The sequence below is a fragment of the Pseudoruegeria aquimaris genome (genome assembly GCF_900172235.1).
Taxonomy (GTDB): Bacteria; Pseudomonadota; Alphaproteobacteria; order Rhodobacterales; family Rhodobacteraceae; genus Pseudoruegeria; species Pseudoruegeria aquimaris.
This window is the reverse complement of sequence record NZ_FWFQ01000020.1, coordinates 1-24443: the sequence shown is the minus strand read 5'-3', so window position 1 is coordinate 24443 and position 24443 is coordinate 1. Positions and strand designations below refer to the sequence as shown.

25 protein-coding genes and 1 tRNA gene are annotated in these 24443 nt (G+C 66.6%); 13 read left to right on the top strand and 13 right to left on the bottom strand.

Annotated features, from left to right (window positions below):
* The first annotated feature begins 66 nt into the window (after window positions 1-66).
* The 5 genes from infA to PSA7680_RS13545 all read left to right on the top strand — a co-directional run bounded on the left by infA (window position 67) and on the right by PSA7680_RS13545 (window position 2245).
* Window positions 67-285, top strand: coding sequence for a translation initiation factor IF-1 (gene infA, locus PSA7680_RS13565; protein WP_039004513.1), 219 nt, complete (start codon window positions 67-69; stop codon window positions 283-285).
* 4 nt (window positions 286-289) lie between these two features.
* Window positions 290-871 (top strand): Maf family protein, encoded by a 582-nt coding sequence (locus PSA7680_RS13560; RefSeq protein ID WP_085869259.1) that lies wholly within the window; start codon window positions 290-292, stop codon window positions 869-871.
* A gap of 4 nt (window positions 872-875) precedes the next feature.
* Window positions 876-1913, top strand: coding sequence for a ribonuclease E/G (locus PSA7680_RS13555; protein WP_085869258.1), 1038 nt, complete (start codon window positions 876-878; stop codon window positions 1911-1913).
* Window positions 1910-2092 carry a DNA gyrase inhibitor YacG gene (locus tag PSA7680_RS13550; protein ID WP_085869257.1) on the top strand — a complete coding sequence of 61 codons (183 nt, stop codon included), beginning with the start codon at window positions 1910-1912 and terminating at the stop codon, window positions 2090-2092. The genes PSA7680_RS13555 and PSA7680_RS13550 overlap by 4 nt, the downstream gene beginning before the upstream one ends.
* Before the next feature lie 78 nt (window positions 2093-2170).
* A tRNA-Phe gene (locus PSA7680_RS13545) sits at window positions 2171-2245 on the top strand.
* A 167-nt stretch (window positions 2246-2412) separates the two neighbouring features.
* On the opposite strand, the gene PSA7680_RS13540 is transcribed toward PSA7680_RS13545, so the two are convergent.
* From PSA7680_RS13540 to PSA7680_RS13480, 13 genes are all read right to left on the bottom strand, one after another.
* Window positions 2413-3801, bottom strand: a complete 1389-nt coding sequence (locus PSA7680_RS13540; RefSeq protein WP_085869256.1) for an ArnT family glycosyltransferase — start codon at window positions 3799-3801, stop codon at window positions 2413-2415.
* Complete coding sequence (locus tag PSA7680_RS13535) at window positions 3798-4103, bottom strand: lipid-A-disaccharide synthase N-terminal domain-containing protein (protein WP_085869255.1); 306 nt, start codon at window positions 4101-4103, stop codon at window positions 3798-3800. The genes PSA7680_RS13540 and PSA7680_RS13535 overlap by 4 nt, the downstream gene beginning before the upstream one ends.
* A complete protein-coding gene (locus PSA7680_RS13530; protein ID WP_085869254.1) occupies window positions 4100-4861 on the bottom strand; it encodes a glycosyltransferase family 2 protein in 762 nt (253 codons plus the stop codon). The genes PSA7680_RS13535 and PSA7680_RS13530 overlap by 4 nt, the downstream gene beginning before the upstream one ends.
* Window positions 4848-5588, bottom strand: coding sequence for a phosphatase PAP2 family protein (locus tag PSA7680_RS13525; RefSeq protein ID WP_139838658.1), 741 nt, complete (start codon window positions 5586-5588; stop codon window positions 4848-4850). Before PSA7680_RS13525 ends, PSA7680_RS13530 begins: the two co-directional genes overlap by 14 nt.
* A gap of 188 nt (window positions 5589-5776) precedes the next feature.
* Window positions 5777-7348, bottom strand: coding sequence for a 5-guanidino-2-oxopentanoate decarboxylase (locus PSA7680_RS13520; protein ID WP_085869252.1), 1572 nt, complete (start codon window positions 7346-7348; stop codon window positions 5777-5779).
* A 73-nt stretch (window positions 7349-7421) separates the two neighbouring features.
* On the bottom strand, window positions 7422-7895 hold the full coding sequence (locus PSA7680_RS13515) for a TetR family transcriptional regulator C-terminal domain-containing protein (RefSeq protein ID WP_176244142.1): 474 nt from the start codon (window positions 7893-7895) through the stop codon (window positions 7422-7424).
* Between the two features lie 142 nt (window positions 7896-8037).
* On the bottom strand, window positions 8038-8964 hold the full coding sequence (locus PSA7680_RS13510) for a sugar kinase (protein WP_245824639.1): 927 nt from the start codon (window positions 8962-8964) through the stop codon (window positions 8038-8040).
* Between the two features lie 24 nt (window positions 8965-8988).
* A complete protein-coding gene (locus PSA7680_RS13505) occupies window positions 8989-9750 on the bottom strand; it encodes a heparan-alpha-glucosaminide N-acetyltransferase (protein WP_085869250.1) in 762 nt (253 codons plus the stop codon).
* 61 nt (window positions 9751-9811) lie between these two features.
* Window positions 9812-11116: an MATE family efflux transporter gene (locus PSA7680_RS13500; RefSeq protein ID WP_085869249.1), complete on the bottom strand. Its 1305-nt coding sequence runs from the start codon at window positions 11114-11116 to the stop codon at window positions 9812-9814.
* Window positions 11117-11174: 58 nt separating this feature from the next.
* Window positions 11175-12455, bottom strand: coding sequence for a TRAP transporter large permease (locus PSA7680_RS13495; protein WP_085869248.1), 1281 nt, complete (start codon window positions 12453-12455; stop codon window positions 11175-11177).
* Window positions 12456-12457: 2 nt separating this feature from the next.
* Window positions 12458-12988, bottom strand: coding sequence for a TRAP transporter small permease (locus PSA7680_RS13490; protein ID WP_245824637.1), 531 nt, complete (start codon window positions 12986-12988; stop codon window positions 12458-12460).
* A gap of 73 nt (window positions 12989-13061) precedes the next feature.
* A complete protein-coding gene (locus tag PSA7680_RS13485) occupies window positions 13062-14048 on the bottom strand; it encodes a TRAP transporter substrate-binding protein (protein WP_085869247.1) in 987 nt (328 codons plus the stop codon).
* A 387-nt stretch (window positions 14049-14435) separates the two neighbouring features.
* Entirely contained in the window at window positions 14436-15128 is a 693-nt protein-coding gene (locus PSA7680_RS13480; protein ID WP_085869246.1) for a GntR family transcriptional regulator, read from the bottom strand.
* A 228-nt stretch (window positions 15129-15356) separates the two neighbouring features.
* Here PSA7680_RS13480 and PSA7680_RS13475 point away from each other — a divergent pair, with 228 nt between their 5' ends.
* From PSA7680_RS13475 to PSA7680_RS13440, 8 genes are all read left to right on the top strand, one after another.
* On the top strand, window positions 15357-16457 hold the full coding sequence (locus tag PSA7680_RS13475) for an ABC transporter ATP-binding protein (RefSeq protein WP_085869245.1): 1101 nt from the start codon (window positions 15357-15359) through the stop codon (window positions 16455-16457).
* The gene (locus PSA7680_RS13470) at window positions 16454-17437 is read left to right on the top strand and encodes an ABC transporter permease (protein WP_085869244.1); all 984 of its coding nucleotides are present in this window, start codon (window positions 16454-16456) and stop codon (window positions 17435-17437) included. The genes PSA7680_RS13475 and PSA7680_RS13470 overlap by 4 nt, the downstream gene beginning before the upstream one ends.
* Before the next feature lie 13 nt (window positions 17438-17450).
* A complete protein-coding gene (locus PSA7680_RS13465; protein ID WP_085869243.1) occupies window positions 17451-18332 on the top strand; it encodes a carbohydrate ABC transporter permease in 882 nt (293 codons plus the stop codon).
* A gap of 26 nt (window positions 18333-18358) precedes the next feature.
* Entirely contained in the window at window positions 18359-19927 is a 1569-nt protein-coding gene (locus PSA7680_RS13460; protein WP_085869242.1) for a type 2 periplasmic-binding domain-containing protein, read from the top strand.
* Between the two features lie 97 nt (window positions 19928-20024).
* The gene (locus tag PSA7680_RS13455; protein WP_085869241.1) at window positions 20025-22352 is read left to right on the top strand and encodes a DUF4962 domain-containing protein; all 2328 of its coding nucleotides are present in this window, start codon (window positions 20025-20027) and stop codon (window positions 22350-22352) included.
* 37 nt (window positions 22353-22389) lie between these two features.
* Entirely contained in the window at window positions 22390-23133 is a 744-nt protein-coding gene (locus PSA7680_RS13450; RefSeq protein WP_085869240.1) for an SDR family NAD(P)-dependent oxidoreductase, read from the top strand.
* Between the two features lie 16 nt (window positions 23134-23149).
* A complete protein-coding gene (locus PSA7680_RS13445) occupies window positions 23150-23461 on the top strand; it encodes a cupin domain-containing protein (RefSeq protein WP_085869239.1) in 312 nt (103 codons plus the stop codon).
* Between the two features lie 117 nt (window positions 23462-23578).
* Window positions 23579-24319, top strand: a complete 741-nt coding sequence (locus PSA7680_RS13440; RefSeq protein ID WP_085869238.1) for a ribonuclease activity regulator RraA — start codon at window positions 23579-23581, stop codon at window positions 24317-24319.
* The last annotated feature ends 124 nt before the right edge of the window (window positions 24320-24443 follow it).

Below are 24443 nucleotides of genomic sequence, written 5' to 3'. Positions count from 1 at the left end.
AACACAGCGACTTTCGGCGCATTTAACGGGCGCCCGCAATCCGCGGGTGCAATTTCAGGAGTGCACATGGCCAAGGAAGAAGAACTCGAATTTCCGGGCGTCGTTAGGGAACTCCTGCCAAATGCGACATTCCGGGTCGAGCTTGAGAACGGCCATGAGATCATCGCGCATATGGCAGGCAAGATGCGCAAGAACCGCATCCGCGTGCTCGCGGGCGACAAGGTTCAGGTCGCGATGACGCCGTATGACCTCACCAAAGGTCGCATCAACTATCGCTTCAAGTAAGCCAATGCGGCTTGTTCTGGGCTCTGGAAGTCCGCGCCGGAAAGAGCTTCTGGCGCAGATCGGACTCGTGCCCGATTCGATCCGCCCCCCCGACATCGACGAAACGCCTCTGCCCGGCGAACTGCCTCGCCCCTACTGCGTCCGGCTGGCGCGGGAGAAGGCCCTCGCCGTGGAACTCGCGGAGGACGAGCTCGTCCTCTGTGCCGATACCACCGTCGCCCTCGGGCGCCGCATCCTCGGCAAGCCCGAAGATGAAAAGCAGGCTGCGGAGTTCCTCGTCAAACTGGCCGGCCGCCGCCACCAGGTGATCACCGCAGTGGCCCTGCGTCGCGGGGATCGCATCTGGCAGAAGGACGTGGTGACGGCGGTGAAGATGAAGCGCCTGTCCGATGTCGAGTTGAACGCCTATCTCGCCTCCGGCGACTGGCGCGGAAAAGCCGGTGGCTACGGGATCCAGGGCCCTGCGGGCGCCTTCATCCCGTGGATCAGCGGCTCCTTCACGGCCGTCGTTGGGCTGCCCGTGGCCGAGACGGCCAACCTGTTGCAGGCGGCCGGATATCCCCTCTACACGCAAAGCGAGGCCTAGTGCCATGAAAGGCAGTGTCGTCATCCTTGACCACCTGAAGGGCCGCGAGGTGGCCGCGCGGCTCGTGGACGGCCGGCTGGAGGATTTCCTCTTCGCCCCGGCCGACGCCGGGTTGGCGCTGCCCGGCGCGATCTATCGCGCGATCGTGGAGCGCCCCATGAAAGGGCAGGGGGGCGTGATGGTGCGCCTTCCCGAAGGCACGGGCTTCCTGCGCCAGGCCAAGGGCCTTGCCGCCGGGCAGGCCATTCTCGTTCAGGTCACCGGCTACGCCGAGCCGGGCAAGGCCGTCCCCGTCACCCAGAGGGTTCTGTTCAAGAGCCGCTACGCCATCGTCACGCCCGATGCCCCGGGGCTCAACATCTCCCGCGCGATCCGCGACGAAGAACGCAGGGTGGAGCTTCAGGCCCTCGCCGACGAGATGATGGACGGCAGCCCCCACGGGCTGATTCTGCGCACCGCGGCCGCCACCGGCCCGGAAGCCGACATCGCGGAAGACATCGCCTCCATGCGGGCCACGGCGGAGGCGATTCTGGCCGATGCCGAGGGCGACGCGCCAGAACTTCTGCTCGATGGCCCCTCGCCCCACATGCTGGCCTGGCGTGACTGGCCCGAGCCCGATCACGTGGAAACCGCGGCCGGCGGTCTGGATCGCTTCGATGCCCATGAAGCCGTCGCGGCGCTGGCCTCGCCGCGGGTCGATCTGCCGGGTGGAGCGACGATGTTCGTCGAGCCCACCCGTGCGCTGGTGGCGGTGGATGTGAACACCGGCGCGGACACGACGCCCGCCGCTGGCCTCAAGGCCAACCTCGAAGCCATCCGCGCCCTGCCGCGCCAGCTTCGCTGCCGCGGGCTGGGCGGGCAGATCGTTCTGGATCTCGCGCCCTTCCCCAAGAAAGACCGCCGCCCGCTGGAGCAGCAGCTGCGCGCCGCGTTCCGGGCCGACGGAATCGAGACGGCGCTGGTGGGGTTCACCGGCATGGGGCTCTATGAACTGCAGCGCAAACGCGAGCGGCTGCCGCTCGATCCGGAGCTGTGCCGATGAGTTGTCCGATCTGCAAGAAAGAGAGCGCCCGGGCCTACCGGCCGTTCTGCTCCAAACGCTGCGCCGACGTCGATCTGGGCCGTTGGCTCTCCGAAAGCTACAGCATTCCGGCCGCCGCCGAAGACGAGCCCGAAACCGCCTCCGACGAAGAAAACGAACCCGGTCGCAACCTGCACTGAAAAAACTGCATTTCGCCTCTGGACAGTCCCCGCGGGCGCGTCTAGAAGAGCGCCACCCGAACGCAAGCGTTCACCCGTGCCCGGGTAGCTCAGGGGTAGAGCAGTGGATTGAAAATCCTCGTGTCGGTGGTTCGATTCCGCCCCCGGGCACCACCCCTTCCGCAAGAGAAGTGCTATGCATTGCCTGGTCCCTTCAATGCGACGGCAGGCATTTCGGCTTGGATGTCGTCAGGGGCGGTTTCGCCCTTCGGGGCCGCAACCAACTCAGGAACAACGAAGTGCAAGCGGCTCGCCAACCATTGGTCGCTGGTCGCCTGAACTCAGCGGCAATCGGCGGGCAGGGCGAAGAGCGTCAGGGTTCGGCCCTTGTAGGCGCCGCCTTCCGGGCGGAGTTCGCCTTCAGGGGCAAGCGGATGGCCGTTGCAGGCGAAGTCCGGATCCTTGGAGACGTAGAGAACGGCGGTGTTCTCGGGGCGCGGGGCGACCATGTCATACCAGTGGCGCGGCGGGCCGTCCCAGTCCATCGCGTAGATCGGGGGGGCGTCTGCGGCCTGTGCGGCGGTGTAGGTGAGATCCGCGAGGATCTGGCGCTCCACCACGGCGATCGGGCGGCCATCGGCCCGGGCGATGATCTCGTTCATCAGCTCGGCCCGGCCGGTGTAGCGGTCGGTGAGGCGGGGGGCCAGCGAAGGCGCCACGAGCAGCACCGAGAAGGCGAGGACCAGCGCAAGGTTGAACGCGAGGCCATACCGGAAGTAGCGCAACCGGCCCTGCCGCACGAGGGCGAGCCCCACGAGGGCCGCCGCCGGCGGGTAGGCGGCGAAGGCCCAGTTGGCATTGGCCTCGGCGGCCCAGGATTGCCAGGTGATGATCAGAAGCACCGGGATGGAGGCGGCGAGCAGGTAGCGCTCGATCGGCTCCTTCGCCCGCCAGAGCAGCGCGATCCAGACGATGAAGAACAGCGGGCCGATCACCATGGTCTGCGAGGCCAGGAACTCGGCAAGCCCGGCCCAGTTCATCGCGATGCCGCTGCCGGCCTGCGCGTTGTGGGCGGTATGCTGGAAGGTGACGAGCCCGTGGGTGAGGTTCCAGATCAGGTTGGGCGAGATCACGGCGAGGCAGGCGGCGGCGGCGACGGCCACGCCTGAGAGGCGGGGCCGCAGGGCCGGGAAGAAGGCCGCAACGGCGACGGTGACCCAGAAATAGACGCCGGCGTATTTGCCCATGATCGCACAGCCCGCCAGCAGGCCGGCGAGCAGCGCCAGCGGCAGGCGCCGGCTGTCGAGGTAAGCCCACCACGCCCAGAGCGCGCCGGCGAGGAAGGGGGCCATGATCGTATCGGTGGAGAACATCCAGGAGCCGATCGCCAGCACCGGCATGGCGAGGTAGAGCGCCGCGACCCAGGGCGCGGCCGGCTTGTGGATGCGGCCCATCCAGAGCCCGAGGATGAGTGCGGTGATCCCGTGCAGGACCGGTGCCGGGGCGCGGACCCAGAAGGGCGCATCGCTTCCGCCGAGCCACGTCGAGAAGCCGATCACCCAGGCGATCAGGGGCGGTTTGGAGAAATAGCCGAAGTCGAACTGCCGGCTCCACGCCCAGTATTGCGCTTCGTCGAAGAACAGGTCCGTCGGAGTCAGGGCCAGCAGCAGCAGGCGCGCGGCGGTGACGGCCAGGACGACGGCGAAGAGGGCGGAGATCGGGCGGCTCATTCGGCGGCAAGTCTTTCGCGGCGGATCAGCCAGAGGTTCCGGGCGTAGATGAACACGCCCATGCTCTGGCCGAGGATGAACACCGGATCGGCACGGTGGATCGCGTAGCTCAGCAGGACGATCCCGCCGGCGATGGAGAAATACCAGAAGGCGATCGGCACGGTGGAGCGGCCGGCGCGTTCCGAGGCGATCCACTGCACCAGAAAGCGCGCGGTGAACAGGAGCTGGCCGCCGAGGCCGAACAGCACCCAGAGCAGCTCGGCCGTCGTTTCGACTCCGAGGAACTGGTAGAAGAACGTCATGATTTGGTCTCTTCCCGGTCTGCGCGGGTGATCTCGGTGGCACGGGCCGCCTTCCGGCGGCGCAGCAGCCACATCACGCCCAGCAGATCCACGGCGCCCACAAGGGCGCGCTGCAGGTTGGTGTATTTCGATGCTCCCGCCTCGCGGTGGGCGTGGGCCACGTCCACATGGCCCACCTCATAGCCGGCCCGCGCCACGAGGGCGGGCAGGTAGCGGTGCATGTGGTTGAAGAACGGCAGTTCGAGGAAGACGTCCTTGCGGAAGATCTTGAGCCCGCAGCCGGTGTCCCGCGTGCCGTCCTTCAGGGCGGCGCTGCGGATGGTGTTGGCGGCGCGGGAGGCCCAGCGTTTGGCCAGCGTGTCCTGCCGTTTCACCCTCTGCCCGGCGATGAGGCCGAGTGCCGGATCGGCGGCGCGCGCCTCCCAGGCCGCAAGCAGTTTCGGGATCTCTTCCGGCGGGTTCTGGCCATCGGCGTCCAGCGTCACGATCAGCGGCGCGCGGGCCGCCGCGACGCCGGAATGGATCGCTGCGGATTGCCCGCCGCGGGCATCGTGGCTCAGCAGCCGCCAATGGGCCGGGCCGGCCTGCACCTGCGCGCCGGTGTCGTCCTCGGAGCCGTCGTCCACGACGATGATCTCGTAGCTGCGCCCTTCGAGCGCGGCGTCGATGCGCTGCAGCAGGCCGGCGATGGACTCGGCCTCGTTGAGGGCCGGGATCACGACGGAAAACGCCGGCGCTTTGGTCTCAGCCTGCGGCATCGGCTGTCTCCTTTTTCGGGCGCCCGGTCAGGTGAAGAAGCACGAGGGCAAGGCCGGTGACGATTATGACGGCGAAGATCACGTCCGACAAGAAATGCCGCCCTGCGATCACGCGCAGCAGCGCGCCCACGATGACGATCGCCACGGCGACGCCACGCAGCGCGAAGCGCAGAGGCGCGGAGCCGATGGGTGCCGAGAGCAGCCAGAGGGTCACGCCGAAGGCCGCGGCGCCCGCGGCTTCGCCCGAGACGAAAGAGCAGTTGCGGGCGCATTGATCGGCCGGCAGAAGCGCCGGGGTGAATTCCGCCGTTCCGCCGAACTCGGCGAGATGCGCGGGGCGCGCGCGGCCCCAATATTCCTTCAGGATCCCGTTCACGATCAGTCCGGGGCCCAGCAGCCAGACCGCCGTAAGCGTGCCCCAGATCCGGCGCGGGCTGCGCAGGATGGTGCCGCGCCACAGCGAAAGCAGAAATCCGACGAGGCTGCCGAGGGCGGCGGCGTAGTAGAGATGCTCCATCGCGGAGCGCGCCCGGGCGTAGGCGGGCGATTGCGCGATGCGGAAGCCGGCTTCGGTGTGGAAGGTCGAGGATACGGCGAGATCCACCTGCGGATACAGGCTGAACAGGATCGCGGACAGGATCAACGCGGCCCACCAGGCCCGCAGGAGGGAACGCTCCGGGCCATGGCCTGTGGCTTGGCCTGCGGGCGCGTTGGGATTGGATGTCACGTGTTTCGTCCCCGATAGTTCACGGCCAGAAATGCCGTTCCGGACGCACCGGTGATAGACCCAATGGCGCCCGTTCCGCAACCGGCGGATTTGGTGCCGCGGCGTGAGCTGGCCACAATCTGTGTGCCTTCAGGCCGATCACGGCGGTGTCGAGCCGCGCGCGGGGGATGGCGGCTTGCCGCCTGCGCCTACCGGGGGAGCGCGATCTCCAGCAGGGCGGGGCCATCCAGCGGCGGCATGGCGGCGAGCGTCGTGGCGAGGGATTCGGCCGTGGCCGCGTGGTGAGGCAGCCCGTAGGCGGCGGCGATGGCGGCGAAATCGGGCGGAGTCGGGTGGCAGCCGGTGGCGGGGAAGCCCGCATCCTCCATCGCGCGGGCGATCTCGCCGTAGGCGGCGTTGTTCCAGATCACGAAGAGGATCGGCAGGTCGTGCTCCCGCGCCACGGCGATTTCGGGCAGGGTGAATTGCGCACCGCCGTCGCCCACGAGCGCAAGCACCGGGGTGCCGGGCGCGGCCAGTGCGGCGCCGATGGCGGCCGGGATCGCGTAGCCGAGCGCGCCGAAGCCGGTGGAGCCGTTGAACCAGCCGCCGGGGCGGTCGTGATCGTAGTAGAGGTTGCCTGCGTAGATCGCCTGCGTGGAATCCCCGGCCATGACGGCGTTGGGGAAGGCGCTCCGCAGCGCTTCGAGCTGAGCCAGAAGCGTGCCGTATCCCGGCCCCATGCGATCCAGTTCCGCGCGCGCGGCGAGTCGGGTGGCCTGCGCCCGCTCCGATCCATCGGTGGACAGTCTGGGGGCGGCGGCCGCGAGAGCGGGCAGAAGCGCGGTCAGATCGGCGGTGACGGCCAGTTCGGCACCGCCGCGCGCAAGGTGGGCCGGGTTCAGATCCACGTGGATCAGGCCAGGCATCCCGGGCAGCCCGCCGAGGGCATACATGTCGTAGTCGGTCGGGCCCAGTTCGGTGCCGAGCGCCAGCACGAGATCGGCCTCGGCCAGCAGGCTGCGCACGCTGGGCAGACTGGGGCTCGCGGGCACGCCCAGCCGGTGGCCGTGCATCGTGCCGCGCGCATTCGCGGTTTGCACCACCGGTGCGTCCAGCCTCTCGGCCAGGGCCCGCAGGGGCGCAGCAAGGTGCCGCGCGCCGCCGCCGGCGAGGATCACGGGGCGCCGGGCTGCCGCAAGCCGCGCGCAAATCCTCCGAACGCACTGCGGATCGGCTTCCGCGCTATGGTCCGCGAAGGGCGGCGCGGGGGCGCAGGGCAGCGCCATCGCATCCATCGGAACCTCGATATGGGCCGGGCCGGGGGCGGATCGCAGCGTTTCAAAGGTGTCCGCGATGACATCGCCCAGGTCTTCGGCCCGGCCCAGCCGCCGGGCATTTGCTGTGAGCGTGCGCATCATCGCGAGCTGGTCCGGCAACTCGTGGAGGCAGCCGAGATCGCGGCCCAGCGTCTCCTGCCGGTTCACGCCGGAGACGGTGAGCACCGGCACGCTGTCGGCGCGGGCCTGCGCCAGCGGGGTGAGCGCATTGGTCAGGCCGGGGCCGGTGATCACGAAGGCCACACCGGGCTTTCCCGACACGCGGGCATAGCCGTCGGCCATGAAACCGGCGCCCTGTTCGTGGCGCGGCGTGACGTGGCGCAGGCCGCCCGCGGCCAGCCCGCGGTACAACTCGATCGTGTGCACGCCGGGGATGCCGAACACCGTGTCCACCCCACGCGCCTGAAGTGCCGCCACCAGTTCCTCGCCGAGCGTTCTCATACCGCTCCCCCCGCCTGGGTGGCCACGTCTCGCGCGCCGATGGGGAGCAGGCGGATGCCCCGCCGCCGCGCCTTCACGGGGCGTCCGATGCGGCCGGCAGGCCGAGAATGCCCTGGATGGACCGCAGGGCGATGGCTGTGATCTCTTCCTGCGGCAGGTGGTCGGGCAGCATGGCGCCTTCGAGCCAGAGGCCGTCGAGCAGCGCGTTGCAGGCGGCGGCGTGGCGGCGCAGCTCGGCCGCGCCGGGCCTTTGGCCTTCGGCGCGCAGCAGCGCTTCGATCACCCCCTGAAGGGTGCCGAGGGCGGCGCGGTGGCCGTGTCGGCAAAAGGTCTTCTTCACCGGCGCGCGTGGCGCCACTTGGATGTCTCCGGCCCAGATCCGGACGCCGCCCGACACCGTGGCCGGGGCCCTCAGCGCCCGGCGGACCAGTTGTTCGAGGCAGCGCTTCGGGCCCTGATCTGGGAAGAAGGCGCGGTTCATGGGGTGATCGAAGGCGGCCTCCATCAGGCCGGTGTGGCCTGCCTGCGGCTGTTCCCTGCGTTTCATGGACATGCCACTCCCCCCCTTTGTCTGCGGCTGCTGTTGCACGGTTGTGCAACGGCAGCCCGCAGGCAAGGGATTTCGACCGGCTCCGAAGGGTGACCAAGCGGAAGCCCGTGTCGGGGCGCCGGTCGGTGTCGAGCGGAAGTCAGGCCTCTTCGGGGATGATCGCGCCGCGGTGGCAGATCACCTTCGCCGCGAGGCAATGGCCGTCATGGGCGGCTTCCAGATCGCTGCGCCCCTTGGCGACGGCGGCGAGGAAGCCGGCGTTGAAACTGTCGCCTGCGGCGGTGCTGTCGATCACCCGCTCAACTTGCGGAAGCCCTTCAGGGGTTGCGCCGCTCGCCAGATCGAGCGGGCCTTCGGCACCGCGCTTGAGCGCCCCGCGCGACACGCCGTAGCCCTTCAGCCGGGCCACCACCGCGTCGGCGTCGGCATCGCCGTAGAGCGCCATTTCGTCGTCCACCGAAGGCAGCGCGATGTCGGCCCGCGCCCACATGGCTGCGTTCACCGCGCGGGCGGTGTCGGCATCTTCCCATAGGCGGGGGCGATGGTTGCTGTCATAGGCCAGCGTTCCGCCGGCCGCCGAGAAGCGCTCCGCCCAGTCGAGGATCGCCGCACGGACTTCCGGCGGCAGGATGGCCATGGAGATGCCCGAGAGCAGCACGAGATCGAACTCGTCCAGCCGCGCGAGCGGCACGGTGCAGGGCTCGGAGAAGAGCGTGCGCGCAGCCGAGGCGGAGCGCCAGTAGCTGAAGGAACGCTCACCGTGTTCGTCGGTGTCGATCGCGTAGAGACCCGGCATCATGTCGGCGCGCCGCTCGATCGCCTCGGTGCCGATGCCGTGGCTCTCGATCGCCGAAAGGATGCGGCCCGAGTAGGGATCCTGCCCGAGCGCGGTGACGTAGGAGACCCGCGCGCCGGTGCCGCGCAGCCCTCGCGCAAGGTAGACGGCCGTGTTGAACGTGTCTCCGGCGACGCCGAGGCGGGCGGTGCCGTCGGCGGAGGCGATCAGTTCGATCATCACCTCGCCGACGCAGGCGATCTTTCGGATGGGGCGTTTGCTGGAAGGCATCGGGAACTCCGGTCGTGCAAAAGGTCAGGGCCGCAGAAACAGCTGGATCGCGATCCAGAGCGCGGCCACGAGGATGGGTTGGTGCAGCAGGTAGATCGCCAGCGCGTGGCGGCCGGGCCAGGCCAGAGCATGGCCGAGCGCGCCGGGCGCGCGGCGCGGCCAGTCGGCGATGCGCAGCCATTTCGCGGCTGCCATGCCGGCAAAGAAGGGCGCAAGCCACGGAAGAAGCGGGATGAAATCCAGCGTAGGCCGGGGAAAGGCCAGAAGGCCCGTGAAGCTGAGCGCCTGGGGCAATTCGAGGCTCTTGCCGACCCAGAGCCAGAGCAGGATCACGGCCACAGCGGCAAGCGCGGCGTGCAGCGGCGGGCGCGGGGCGAGCCAGACGCCGAGCAGGCTGGCGGCGAGGATGGCGTGCAGGATGCCGAAATAGATGAAATCCGACGGCACCGCGATCAGCGTGGCCAGGCTCACGAGGGCTGCCGCCGCGCCGATGCGCAGGGCGCGGGCGCGGAAGGCCGGCCAGCGGATCCCCGCGCCGTGGGCCAGCACGAGGCTGATGCCCGAGAGCACGAGGAAGCTGCCTGCGATCAGCCGCGACGCAAGCACCCAGCCGCCCTGGAGCGTCATGCCCGGCGGCGCGAGGCCGAATATCTCCAGATCGCGGGCGAAGTGGAAGATGACCATGGCGATGATCGCGAGGGTGCGGGCGATGTCGAGGGCCGGCAGCCGCCCGGCGGCGCTTTGGGTGGCCGGGTGCGAATGGGGCGTCCGAAGTGCCGTCGGCATGGTCGTTCCTCTTTCGCCCGGTGTTTGCTTGGCAGATATGAACGCGGTGGCGTGCATGGTGTCAACCGGCCCCCGCCCTGTCGGGGTCGCGCCAGCGTCCGCGTTTGAGGCGCAGGTGGAAGGGCGCGAATTTCACCAGTTCCTCGCCGAGCAGAATGGCTAGCGCCCAGCCGGCGGGCCACTGAAGCACCAGCACGACGAGCGCCGTCAGTGGCACCTTGAACAGCCATTGGGACCACAGAAACAGCGCCATGACGTAGACGGTCTCGCCACCGGCGCGCAGGGAGTTGCCGCAGATCGCGTTGGAGTTCTTGGGCCATGGCAGAAGCAGCAGCACCGGCAGAAAGCTCAGAAGCGCCGCGCGGGTTTGCGGCTGGAGATCGCCGTAGATCCATCCGGCGGACAGGACGATGACGCCGTAGGCGGTGGCCACGAGGCAGGCGGCGATCATCGCGCCCCGGAAGGCCACCCGCAGAAAGGCCGACAGCCGCTCTCCGCGAATGCCCTGCCCCAGCAGCTGCGCCACCGTCACCCCCGTCGCCTGCGCCCAGGACATGCCGAAGGTGCCTGCCACGTGGATCCACGGCAGGATCAACGTGAGGGCGGCGAACTGGTAGAGGTCGTAGCGCGCGTAGATCAGCATGCAGACGCTGGCCGAGGCCTGCGCGCTGAAGAAGGTTGCCGCCACGGGGCTGGAGAAGGCGAGGTTGCGCGTCAGGGCGCGGCGAAGGCTTCCGCCTTCGTATCCGGCGCCGCGTGGCCACCTGCGCAGGTCGCCCAAAGCGAAGGCCGCGAGGTAGCCGGCGCGCAGCAGCGCCGCCACCGCGCTGCCCCAGGCGGCCCCGGCGAGGCCGAGGGCGGGCAGGGGGCCGATCCCGTGGATCAGCGCGTAGCTGACGGCCACGTTGACGGGCAGGGTCAGCAGGTAGCTGTAGAAGGGGATGCGCGTGCGCCCGCAGCCGGTGAAATGCGCCGAGAGGCTCTGGCCGAGGGCTTCGGCGATCACCACCAGCGCGAAAATGGTCAGGTAGGTTTGGGCCGCGCCCTGGATCGCTTCGGATTGGCCGGAGGCCCGAAGAACCGGGCCGGCAACGAGGCTCACGATGGTGAGCCCGAGCAGGCAGACGCCTGCGCTGATCAGGAGGTTGGTGCGGAAGACCGTCTGCTGCGCAAGCGCGCGGCCGGAGCCGAACGCCTGCGCCACGAGGATCTGTCCGGCATTGGCGAAAGCGGCCTGTGCCCCCAGCAGCAGGCCGGCGATGGCGCTCGCCAGCCCCATCGCCGCAAGCGCTGCTTCACCGAGCGCCGATACGAGGTAGGCATCGATGACGACGATGCCGTGCAACATCATCGCCCGCAGGGTCATGGGCCATGTCAGGGCCAGAAGGCCCTGCCAGGTCGTTGCGGGGCCGGCCGGCCCGCCGCTACTCAAGGATCGACGGCAGCCACAGCGAGACCGCCGGAACGTAGGTGACGAGCACGAGAGCGGCGAGGATGGCGAGGTAGAAGGGCCAGATGGACTTCAGCGCTTCCTCGATCTTGATTTTGCCAACCGCGCAGCCAACGAACAGGCAGGTGCCTACCGGCGGGGTGCACAGCCCGATGCCGAGGTTGATCAGCATCATGATCCCGAACTGCGTCGGATCCATGCCCAGCCCCTTGGCGATCGGCAGGAAGATCGGCGTGCAGATCAGGATCAGCGCCGCCATGTCCATGATCATGCCGAGGATCAGCAGGATCACGTTGATCATCAGCAGGATCATGATCGGGTTGTCGGAGATCGTCACCAGCCCGCGGCTGAGCTTCTCGGGCACCTGGTAGAGCGCGAGGAGATAGGCGAAGGAACTGGCGAAGGCGATCAGGATCATCACCATGGCGGTGGTTTTCACCGCGCCGATCACCGCCGCCCGGAACGCCGCGTAGGGCAGGCTGCGGTAGTAGAACTTCGTCAGAAGCACAGCGTAGATCGCGCCGAAGGCACCGGATTCGGTGACGGTGAAGATGCCCGAAAGCGTGCCGCCCACGATGATCACGGCGGTGAAGAAGCCCGGCACCGCGTCGAGCGCGGCGCGGCCCACCACGGCCCAGCCGGGGAAGGGCTCCGCCGGGTAGTTGTGCTTGATCGACAGGATCCAGGCCGCCACGGCCAGCGCGCAGCACATCAGGACACCGGGCAGAACGCCCGCCAGGAACAGCTTGGAGACGCTGATGCCGCCCCCGGCCGCCACGGCGAAGATGATCATGTTGTGGCTGGGCGGGATCACGATCCCGGCGATCGAGCTGGTGACCGTGACGTTCACCGCGAAATCCGGCCGGTAGCCGCGTTCCTTCATCACCGGCACGAGAAGCGAACCCAGCGCCGAGATGTCGGCCACGGCGGAGCCGGAAATGCCGCCGAACAGCATGGACGAGAAGATGTTGACCATCGCCAGCCCGCCCTTCAGGTGCCCGACCAGCGCGCTGGCGAGCGTGACGAGCCGCTTGGCGATGCCGCCGTGGAGCATGATCTCGCCGGCGAAGACGAAGAAGGGAATCGCCAGCAGCGAAAACACCGACACGCCGGCAGTGGCCCGCTGGAAGGTGATCAGCATCGGAAAGCCCTCGAACCAGAAGGCCGCGGCTGCGGCGATGCCCATGGCGAAGGCGACGGGGGCGCCGATCACGACGCCGACGGCGAAGGTGCCGAGAAGAATGAGAAGTCCCACGCTCAGGTTTCCTTGATGGAGTGGTCCGGCGCCCAGGCGCGGAAGCGGAAGATGCGCAGAAGGCCGCGGGTGCCGGCAAACAGGATGAGCAGCCCGCCCAGCGAGGTGATCGCCAGCGTGCGCACGCTCTCGGGGATGTTCAGCATCGGCAGCATCGTGTCGGCGCCGAACTGCATGAGGCTGATCCCGGCCACCAGCATCACGGCGCCGAAGCCGGCGAGTGCGAGGTCGATCAGTATCAAGAGCAGCTTCTGGGCAGGGGCGGGGAGCATGTCGCGAAAGAGGCTCACGCCGATGTGGCTGTCTTCATGGACGCCGGCCGCGGCGCCGAGAAAGGCGATGTAGCAGATCAGCAGCAGCGCCAGCTGCTCGACCCAGGTCGGGGTCACGTTCAGAACGTAGCGCCCGAAGACGAGCCAGCCGAAGGTGACGATCAGCAGCACCAGCGCCAGCGAGGCGACGAGGGTGCAGAGGGAGCAGATCAGGTCGAGCAGGCGCTCGATCCGGCGCACGAAAAGCGGTTCAGCGGTCACGCGCGATCTCCAGGTGAAGGGGAACGGGAAAGGCGGAGCCCGCTGCCGGGCTTCGCCACGAAGTGAAAGCGGATCAGTTGCCCTGGATCAGGTCGACGATCGGCTTCAGATCCGGGTTCTCGGCCAGGAAGGCTTCGTAGACCGGGGCCATCGCAGCCTGGAACGGGGCCTTGTCGGCGATCGTGTTGATGATCGTGCCGCCGGCCTGAACCTTCTCAAGGCTCGCCGCTTCGCGCTCCTGCCACAGCTTGCGCTGCAGTTCGGCGCTCTTGCGGCCCGCGGCCATCACGATCTCCTGCTGCTCGGGGGTGAGCTTCTCCCAGGTCTTCAGGCTCATGCAGAGGCATTCCGGGATGATCAGGTGCTCGGTGAGCGAGTAGTATTTCGCCACTTCGTAGTGGTTGGTGGACTCGTAGGAGGGCGGGTTGTTCTCCGCGCCGTCCACGACGCCGGTCTTGATCGACTGGTAGACCTCGGCAAAGGCCATCGGGGTGGCGTTGCCGTCCATGGCTTCCACCATCTTCACGAAGAGGTCGTTGCTCATCACGCGCACCTTCAGGCCTTCCACGTCGGCGGGCGTGTTGATCGGGCGCACCGAGTTGTAGAAGGAGCGCGCGCCGGCGTCATACCAGCCCAGCGGCACGATGCCCTTGGCGATCATGCCCTTGCCGATGGCCTCGCCCACTTCGCCGTCCATCATCTTGTACATCTCCGGGATGGAGGGGAAGATGAAGGGCAGCGAGACGACGTTGGTCTCCGGCACGGACTGACCCATCGGCCCGAGGCTGAATTCGCCGAAGTCGATGACCCCGAGGCGCACCTGCTCGATGGCGTCGGGCTGCGAGCCCAGCACGCCGTTGTGGTAGATCTTGCCGGTCACTTCGCCGCCGGTCTTCTCGGCCACTTCGGCGATGAAGGATTCCATGGCGATGGAGACGGGGTAGTCCTCCACGTGGATGTTCCAGCCGCGCATGTCGAGCGCGAGAGCGCCCGTCGCGGCGCATGTCAGGGAAAGCGTGGCCGCCGTCGCGGTCAGTTTGATCTTGGTAAATACGTTCATCGTTTTCCTCCCGGTGATGACGTTCCGGCGAAGCGGGATCTGATCGGCCCCGTCGCGCCGGCTATTGTAGTATGCTAGTATCCAAGTATGCGCCAAGAAAAAAGTTCATTGCCCCGGCCGATGGCGGCCGTGCGGCTCTGGCACCTCCTCCTCGATGGCGCAGGTTCAGCAAGGCAGCGGAGCCTGTCGGGCAGAGCTTCGCTAGGCGGCATCATGCTTGTATCCAAACTTGCATACAAGAAAAATTTCCACCTGAACATCAACTTTTTCGGCCTGGAGCCGCCGCCTGCGCGGCCTTGGGGGGGTGCTTGGTAGACAGCAGAAAAGCCGCCCGGAGGGGGCGGCCTTGCTGGTGTCTTCTCGATCATTTGGGCGGGTGGAGAGGGGTCAGTCTTCGCTGTCGTCGAAGTAGGCGGCGCTCGTGATTCGGATCGCCGCGATGGTGTCGTCGAGGCGTGACAGGTGGGTGGCGCCGGCCGCGGCGGCGGCCTCCGGATCGCCGGCCTTCACCGCCTCTGCGATGGCTTCGTGATCTTCCACAAGTTGCGGCATCCGGTTCTCCTTGGAGAGCTGGAGCATGCAGAGCCTGTCCACCTTTTCCTTCTCACCGCGAATGACGTCGAAGGCATATGGCACGCGCGCAATATCGCAGAGGGTCTTGTGGAACTCGTAGTCGAGCTGCGTGAAACCCGCGTTGTCGCCTTCGGACATCGCCTTGTGTTGCAGGGATATGCACGAATCGAGCAGGAAACCATCGGCTTCCGTGCAGCGTTGCGCCGCCAGCCGCAGCACTTCCTTCTCGACGGAGGCCCGCACGAAGCGGGAGCGCTCGATGGCAGCAACGGAAAATTTCTTGACCTCGGTCGCCTTCTTCGGGCGCACGATGATCAGATCCATGTTGGCAAGGCGATTGAAGGCATCGCGCACCGGTTGGCGCGAGACGCCGAACTGCGCGGCGATGTCCGTCTCGGAGATGCGCGTCCCCGGCAGCAGGCGCATGTGGCGGATGTCGTCGTAGAGCCGCTCCACGATTCGATCCACGCTGCTGCGCGCCTTCTGAGCCGTTCCTGCGTTCGCCATGTTCCTTCCCTTTCCGCTCACCACTTAACCCTAGGGCCCGTGGCGTTCCACCCCCCGGAGCCGGTGAGGTTGTGGCCTGATTTTCCGAAGACTCTCAAGATGTCTCGGCCACTTGCATACCATCGTAGTATTCTTTCTTGTATACAAGTATTGACGTATCGCTTTTTTTCGTCAAGCCTAGGGGCAATCAGCACGCGGCCGGTTGCGGGCCGCAGGGAGGAGAATGGAATGTCCGGTGTTCGCCTGGATCACATCGTGAAAGCCTATGGAGGGCTTCAGGTTGTTCATGGAATCGATCTGGAGGTCACTCCGGGCGAATTCGTGGTGCTCGTGGGGCCCTCTGGTTGCGGCAAATCCACGACGCTTCGCATGATCGCGGGGCTGGAGGAGATTTCCGACGGCACGCTCACCATCGACGGTACCGTGATGAACAGCATCGCGCCCAAGGATCGGGACGTGGCGATGGTGTTCCAGAACTACGCGCTCTACCCGCACCTGAACGTCGCCGACAACATCGCCTTCGGTCTGCGCATCCGCAAGACCCGGAAGGACGAGATCGCCGCGGCGGTGAAGGAAGTCAGCGGGATCCTCGGCCTCACCGAGTATCTTGAGCGCCGCCCGGCGGATCTGTCCGGCGGCCAGCGCCAGCGGGTCGCCATGGGGCGGGCCATCGTGCGCCAGCCCAAGGTCTTCCTCTTCGATGAGCCGCTGTCCAACCTCGATGCGAAGCTGCGCACGCAGATGCGCGCCGAGATCAAGCGCCTGCACAAGCGGCTCGGCGCCACCTCGATCTACGTGACCCACGACCAGGTGGAGGCGATGACGCTGGCCGACCGGATCGTGGTTATGAACGACGGCCGGATCGAGCAGATCGGCTCGCCGATGGATCTGTTTCTCAATCCCGCCAACACCTTCGTGGCCGGCTTCCTCGGTTCGCCGCCGATGAACATGGTGACGGCCAAGGTCGTGGCCGGCGACACCGGCCCGCGCGCCGAATTCGGTGGGCAGAGCCTCGAGATCGCCGATCTTCCGGAGCTGCGCGGACAATCCGGCCGCATCGTGACCCTCGGCATCCGCCCGGAATTCGTGACACTCACCACCGAGGACGGGGCCGGGGTGGCAGTGGATGTCGATCTCGTGGAGACGCTGGGCTCCGAAGCGCTCGTTCACGCCACGCTGGGTGAGAAACCTTTCGTGATCCGGGCCGAAACCATCGGCCGCAGCCTCGCCATGGACGGCAAGGCCCGCTTCACCATTCCGCCGCATCTGGTGCGCATCTTCGATGCCGACAGCGGCAAGGCTCTGGCCGGACAGGTGCACGACCAATGACGGACATTCCCGAGCAGACGGGCGTTCCGGCCGAGCCCGCGCAGCGGGCGCCGGGCTACGCCAAGCCCACGCGCGCCCAGGCCGTGGTGGCGCATTTCAAACGCGAGTGGCAGCTCTACGCGATGCTGCTGCCCATGGTGATCTGGCTTCTCGTCTTCCTCTACAAGCCGATGTACGGCCTGCAGATCGCCTTCAAGGATTACTCCATCTTCCGCGGCATCCAGGGCAGCCCCTGGGTCGGCTTCGAGCATTTCGAGACGCTGTTCTCCAACGATCAGTTCATCCGGGCGCTGCGGAACACGGTGATCATCAGCTTCTACACGCTGCTGTTCGGCTTTCCGGTGCCGATCCTGCTGGCGCTGATGTTCAACGAGATCCTGCACAAGATGTTCAAGAAGACGGCCCAGACGATCGTCTACCTGCCGCATTTCATCTCGTCGGTGATCATCGCCGGGATCGTGATCACGGCCTTCTCGCCCTCGGCGGGCATCGTCAACACGATGCTGGGCTGGTTCGGGGTGGAGCCCATCTACTTCCTGACGAAACCCGAATGGTTCCGCCCGATCTTCATCGGCACCGGCATCTGGCAGGAGGCGGGCTTCCAGTCCATCGTCTATCTCGCCGCCATCGCCGGCGTCTCGCCGACGCTCTACGAAAGCGCGGTGGTGGATGGCGCGAGCCGCTGGCAGATGATGTGGAAGATCACCATTCCCAGCATCCTGCCGACGATCATCATCATGCTGATCATCCGCATCGGCAACATCATGGAAGTCAGCTTCGAGATGGTGATCCTGCTCTACCAGCCGGCCACCTACGAGACCGCCGACGTGGTGAACACCTTCATCTATCGCCAGGGCATCCAGGGCGGCCAGTACGATCTGGCGGCGGCTGCGGGCCTGTTCAACGCGGTTGTCGCCTTCGTCCTCGTGATCGGCGCCAACAGCATCTCCAAGCGCTACTCGCGCACGTCGCTGTGGTGAGAGGGGAAAGCACATGACGAACTTCAACCTCTACAGCCGCGGCGACAAGCTGTTCGTGGTCCTGAACATGATCCTCATCGGCATGTTCGCGATCTCCACGCTCTATCCGTTCATCTACATCGCGGCGGTGTCCTTCAGCTCCGGCTTCGAGGCCCGCGCGGGCAACGTGGTGCTCACCCCAGTGGGGGCGACGCTGGAGGCCTACAAGCACGTGCTGAGCCAGCCGATGTTCTGGATCAGCTACAAGAACACCTTCATCTACACCATCGGCGGCACGCTGATGAGCCTCGTCATCATCATCCCCGGCGCCTATGCGCTGTCGCGGCCGCAGCTCAAGGGGCGGCGGTTCTGGAACCTGCTGGTGGCCTTCACCATGTGGTTCAACGCCGGGATGATCCCCTTCTTCCTGAACATGCGGGACCTGGGGCTGCTGGACAGCTACTTCGGCATCATCATCGGCTTCGCGGTGAACGGCTTCAACATCATCCTGCTGCGCAACTTCTTCGAAGGCATTCCGCAAAGCTTCGAGGAAGCCGCGCGGATGGACGGGGCAAGCGAGTTCCAGGTGCTCTGGAAGGTCTACGTGCCGCTCTCCAAGCCCGCCATCGCCACGGTCTCGCTCTTCTGCATCGTGTCGCGCTGGAACGGCTTCTTCTGGGCCATGGTTCTGCTCCAGGACGAAGAGAAGATCCCGCTGCAGGTCTATCTGCGCCACACCATCGTGACGCTCTCCGACGACAACGAGTTCGGCGCGTCGCTGGTGGATGCCGCCTACAGCGTGGAAACGGTGACGGCCGCGATCATCGTCTGCTCCATCATCCCGATCCTGATCGTCTACCCCTTCATCCAGCGCTATTTCGAGAAGGGCATCCTTCTCGGCGGCGTCAAAGAATAACCAACATTCGCAACTGGGAGGAAAACATGCGAAAACTGACACTTGCCTCGGTGCTGCTGGCCGGCACCGCGATCACCGGGCTGGCGCTCGCCGACGGCCACCTGCGGATCGTGGACGAGCCGCTGACCCTGACCATCCAGATGAACCACGCCCGCTATCCGCGCTACAACGAGGACTGGCCGGTCGAGAAGGTGGCCAGCGAATGGACGGGCATCCACCTGCGCGACGCCACGGTGGGCGCAAACACACGCACCGACGAGAACACCGGCAAGACCGAGGCGCTGAACCTGATGCTGGCCACGGGCAACGTGCCCGACATCGTGGGCTCCAGCCGCCTGAAGGATTTCGTGAACCAATACGGCCCCGAAGGCGCCTTCATCGGCTTGAACGATCTGATCGAAGAGCACGCCCCGAACCTGAAGGCCTTCCTCGACGAGCGCCCCGAGATCCGCTCGGCGATCCAGGCCGCCAACGGCGAGATCTACTACATTCCCTACCTGCCGGACGGCAAATACGGCCGCGCCTATTTCATCCGCTACGACTGGCTGGACGCGCTGGGCCTCGAAGTGCCGCAGACGGTGGAAGAATTCGAACAAGTGCTCATCGCCTTCCGCGACGGCGATCCCAACGGCAACGGCCTGAAGGATGAAATCCCCTACTTCGCGCGCCAATGGCCGGAGCTGATCCGCCTCGTCACCCTGTGGGACGGCCGCTCGTCCGGCTCCGACACCTACCACGATTTCTACGTGGACAACGGTGAGCTGAAGCACCCCTACGCCGGGGAAGGCTACCGCGAAGGCATCAAGAACCTCGCGCGCTGGTATGCCGAAGGGCTGATCGACCCCGAAGTCTTCACCCGCGGCTCCTCCGCGCGTGAATATCTGCTCTCCGAGAACCTCGGCGGCGCGACCCACGACTGGTTCGCCTCCACCTCCGGCTACAACGACAGCCTCGCCGACAAGGTGCCCGGCTTCCAGTTCAAGGCCATGGCGCCGCCGGCCTCGATCTCGGGCAAGCGCATCGAGGAGCACCGCCGGATCCCGATCAAGCCGGACGGCTGGGCCATCGGCTACACCAACAAGCACCCGGTCGAGACGATCAAGTATTTCGACTTCTGGTTCACCGAGGAAGGCCGCCGCCTCGCCAACTTCGGCGTGGAAGGCCAGCAGTACACGATGGTGGACGGCAAGCCGAAATTCACCGAGGAACTGCTCACCAACGGCAAGCCGGTCAACAACCAGCTCTACGAAGTGGGCGCCCAGCTCCAGGCGCGCGGCTACCACCAGGACTACGAATACGAACGCCAGTGGTCCAACAAATACGCGCTGGAAGGCATCGCGCTCTATGACCAGGGCGACTACCTGATCGACCAGTTCCTCGGCGTGGCGCTCAACGAAGACGAGCAGAAGGTCTACGACAAGTACTGGGAATCCATCCGCACCTACATGCTGGAACGCCAGCAGGGCTGGGTGCTGGGCAACGGTGACGTGGAAGCCGATTGGGACGACTACATCGCCACGCTCAACAAGATGGGCTTCCAGGAAGTTCTGGACGCCATGAACTCGGCCTACAAGCGCCAGTACGGCAAGGGCTGACCGCCCGCGCACAACCATCGGGAAGGGCCTGCGAAGGCCGGCCCTTCCCCTCCCGAGCACATTCCAGATCTCCAGCGCCCACAGGACACCCGCCCCGATGCCCGACACCCAGCAGCCCGCACTCGATCAACCCCGCGCCGGCCGCCTGACGATGCAGTATGGCCCCACGGCCGAAACCGTCATCGCCGAGAACCCGCCACGGTTTTCCTGGCTGCCCGTCATCGAGGATGAGGCCACCTACGTGCTGCGGATCTCCTCCGATCCCACCTTCCCGGCGAAGAAAACCAAGCTGTTCGGGCCGGTCGATCTGAATTTCTTCACGCCCGATGCCCCGCTTGCGCCGGGCGCCTACCATTGGGCCTATGCCGTCTGCGATCCCGAAAGCGGGGCGCCGGTCACCGAGTGGAGTGAAACGCGCAGTTTCACCGTGGCCGAAGGCTTGCCGGAAACGCCGCTGGCGAGCCGGTCCGAACGGTTTGCGAAGGGCACCCGCGCCCACCCGCGGCTCTGGCTCTCGCCCGACCGGCTCGAGGGCTTCAAGGCGGCGGTCGCCGAAGACGCCAGCCACTGTGCCTGGGATGAATTCTATGCCAAATCCGTCCTGCCCTGGATGGAGCGCGAGATCATGGCCGAGCCCGCGGGCTACCCCGGCCACAAGCGCGTCGCCAATGTCTGGCGGCAAACCTACATCGATTGCCAGGAGCTTCTCTACGCGATCCGGCATCTCGCCATCGGCGGCAAGGTCACCGAAGACGAGGCCATGATCGCCCGCGCCAAGGAGTGGCTGCTGGCCGCGGCCGCATGGGATCCCGCCGGCACCACCTCCCGCAGCTACACCGACGAATGGGCCTTCCGGGTGAACCTCGCATTGGCCTGGGGCTATGACTGGCTGTTCGACGTGCTGTCCGAGGACGAGCGCGCCACGGTGCGCGAAGCGCTTCTGATCCGCACCCGCGAAACGGCCGATCACATCATCAAGCACGCCCGCATCCACCTGTTCCCCTTCGACAGCCACGCGGTGCGTGCGGTCTCCGCGGTGATCGTGCCGGCGGCCATCGCGCTTCTGGACGAGGCCGAGGAAGCCGAGGAGTGGTTGAACTACGCGGTGGAATTCCTCTTCACCGTCTATTCGCCCTGGGGCGATGCGGACGGCGGCTGGGCGGAAGGTCCGCATTACTGGATGACGGGCATGGCCTACCTGATCGACGCCGCCAACCTGCTGAGGGGCTGGGCCGGCATCGACATCTACAAGCGCCCCTTCTTCCAGAAGACGGGGGACATGCCGCTCTACACCAAGGCGCCCGACACCCGCCGCGCCACCTTCGGCGACGACAGCACCATGGGCGATCTTCCCGCAGTGAAACTGGGCTACAACCTGCGCCAGTTCGCCGGCGTCACCGGCAACGGCGCCTACCAGTGGTATTACGACGAGATCAAGCGCACCAACCCCGGCACGGAGATGGCCTTCTACAACTGGGGCTGGTGGGATTTCCGTTTCGACGAAATGCTCTACCGGAGCGATTTCCCCATCATCGAGGCCACGCCGCCCTCCGACGAGGATAGCCTCCGCTGGTTCCGGGGCATCGGCTGGGCCGCGATCCAGCACCGGATGCAGAGCCCCGACGAGCATGTTCAATTCGTGTTCAAATCCTCGCCCTTCGGCTCCATCAGCCACAGCCACGGGGATCAGAACGCCTTCTGCCTCGCGGCCTTCGGTGAGGATCTGGCCATCCAGTCCGGGCATTACGTGGCCTTCAACTCCACCATGCACCAGGTCTGGCGGCGGCAGACCCAATCCAAGAACGCGATCCTGATCAACGGCAAGGGCCAGTATGCGGGCCGCGACAAGGCCGAAGCCATGCGCTCCACGGGCCGCATCGAGGTGGCCGAGGATCGGGGCGATCACATCTACATCAAGGGCGATGCCACCGCCGCCTACCGCACCCTCAGCCCCGAGGTGACGCTGGCCACGCGGGAAGTCTATTTCGTCAACCGGCAGTATTTCGTCTTCGTGGACAGCGTGGACGCCGAAACGCCTGTCTCCCTGCAATGGCTGCTGCACGCCAACGCGCCGATGAAGCTGGGCGAAAGCACCTTCCGCTACCAGGGCGAGCGCGCCGGCTTCTACGGCGAGGTGATCTGGTCGGAGGCCGGCAAGCCGCAGCTTTCGCAGGAAACCGGCTTTCCTGGCGTCGATCCGGCCGAATACGAGGGGCTGCCCGTCAGCACCCGGCTGATCGCCTCCTATCCCGAGGCCACGCGCCACCGCATCGCGACGCTGCTCGTGCCCTATCCGCTGTCGGCGCCGCGCCGCGTGTTCAGCTTCATGGATGACCAGGGCTACGACTGCGATCTCTATTTCACCGACTCCGATGACAACGCCTTCAAGGTGGTCATCAAGAAGCTTGCGGCCACCGGCATCTGACGCCCCGGCCCGCCCCGATCTCAAGGAAGGAAATCGAATGAAACTTGCAGGAAAAACAGCCATCGTCACCGGCGGCGGGCGCGACATCGGCAGCGCCTGCGCCAAGGCGCTCGCGGCCGAGGGCGCCAACGTGGCGATCAACTACTTCGCCTCCAGCAAGGGGGCCGATGCCACCGTGGCCGCCATCGAGGCGGCGGGCGGCAAGGCCATCGCCGTGCAGGGCGATCTGACGAAGCCGGAAGGCGTTCAGGCGCTGGTGGATGCCACCGTCGCCGCCTTCGGCGGCATCGACGTGCTGGTGAACAACTCCGGCGGCCTGATCGAGCGCAAGACCATCGCCGAGATGCCGCTCGCGCATTGGAACGCGGTCATGGATCTCAACCTCACCTCCACCTTCATGATGATCAAGGCCTGCCTTGCCCACATGAAGGAAGGCGCCATCGTCAACATCGCCAGCCAGGCGGGCCGCGACGGCGGCGGGCCGGGCGCCGTGGCCTACGCCACGTCCAAGGGCGCGGTGATGACGATGACCCGCGGGCTGGCCAAGGAACTGGGCCCCAAGATCCGCGTGAATGCGCTCTGCCCCGGCATGATCGACACCGATTTCCACAACATCTTCACCAAGGATGAAGTGCGCCGCAACGTCGAGGCGGCCTCCCCGGTGAAGCGCCAGGGCACCCCGCAGGACATCGCCAACCTCGTGACCTTCCTCGCCACCGACGACTCGGCGTTCATGACGGGCACGAACGTCGACATCAACGGCGGCATGCTGTTCAGCTGAGGCGGAGACGGAGACCATGAGCGAATTTCCAGTCGTGCCCACGGGTGAGAACGTCAGCCGGCAGGTGCTTTCGGAGCGCCCGGAACTGATGGTGGTGGCCTTCCGCTTCGAGGCGGAAGGCGCCGAGGGCGCCAAGCACAATCACCCCCACGTGCAATCCACCTACGTGGAGAGTGGCCGCTTCCGGTTCTTCCTCGGCGAGGAAGAGCGCGAAGTGGGGCCGGGCGACAGCTTCGTCATCCCGCCGAACCAGATCCACGGTTGCGTCTGCCTCGAGCCGGGCACGCTGATCGACTGTTTCACCCCGCGTCGGGATGATTTCCTCTAACCGGGGGATGCCCCGGTTGTCCGACGCCCGGTCTCCCTCCGGGCGTTAGGCGGCGGCGCGAAACCTGGGCCTCGCGCCGCCGTTCCTCTTTGCTGTTCCCATTCCGGAGTGTGTGACATGGCCGATCCGAAACCCGCCAGCGAGGTGCCGCTGCATCCCGAAACGCTTGACCGTTTGAAAGCCGCCAGCACGGCTTCCATCGCCACGCTTCTCTACAAGCGAGGATACCGGAACTGCTACGTGCAGGGGGTCTCGGCGCTGGGCGCGGGCAAGCCGCGCATGGTCGGCCCGGCCTTCACCCTGCGCTACATTCCCGCCCGCGAGGACACCGATCCGATCGAAGCCTTCCGCGAGCCGGACCATCCGCAGCGCGTCGCCGTGGAGACCTGCCCCGAAGGCCATGTGCTGGTGATGGATTGCCGCCAGGACGCCTCCGCCGCCTCCGCCGGTTCGATCCTGCTCACCCGCCTTCAGGTGCGTGGCGCGGCCGGGGTGGTGAGCGACGGCGGCGTGCGCGATGCCGCAGGCGCGGCGGCGCTGTCGATGCCCGTCTTCGCCGCCAAGCCTTCGGCCCCGACGAACCTGACCAAGCACCACGCGATCGACATCAACCTGCCGGTCGGCTGCGGCGGCGTGGCCGTCTACCCGGGCGATATCGTCGTGGGCGATGGTGACGGGGTGATGGTGATCCCGCGCCACCTCGCCGACGAGATCTCGGAAGAGGCGATCGGCATGGAACTGTTCGAAGAGTTCGTGCTTCAGGAGGTGCTCGCGGGGCGGGCCGTGATCGGGCTCTACCCGCCCACGGACCCGGATGCGCTGAAGCGTTTCGAGGCCTGGAAGGCTGGGCGCGCCTAGGTCGTGAACTCATAAACGGGATTCCGTTTTTGGCGGTGTGATGATTCACTTTCGGAAACGGAGGTGAGCATGACGGGCAGACACGATGTGAGCGATGCGGAATGGGCGGTGATCTCGCCGCTGT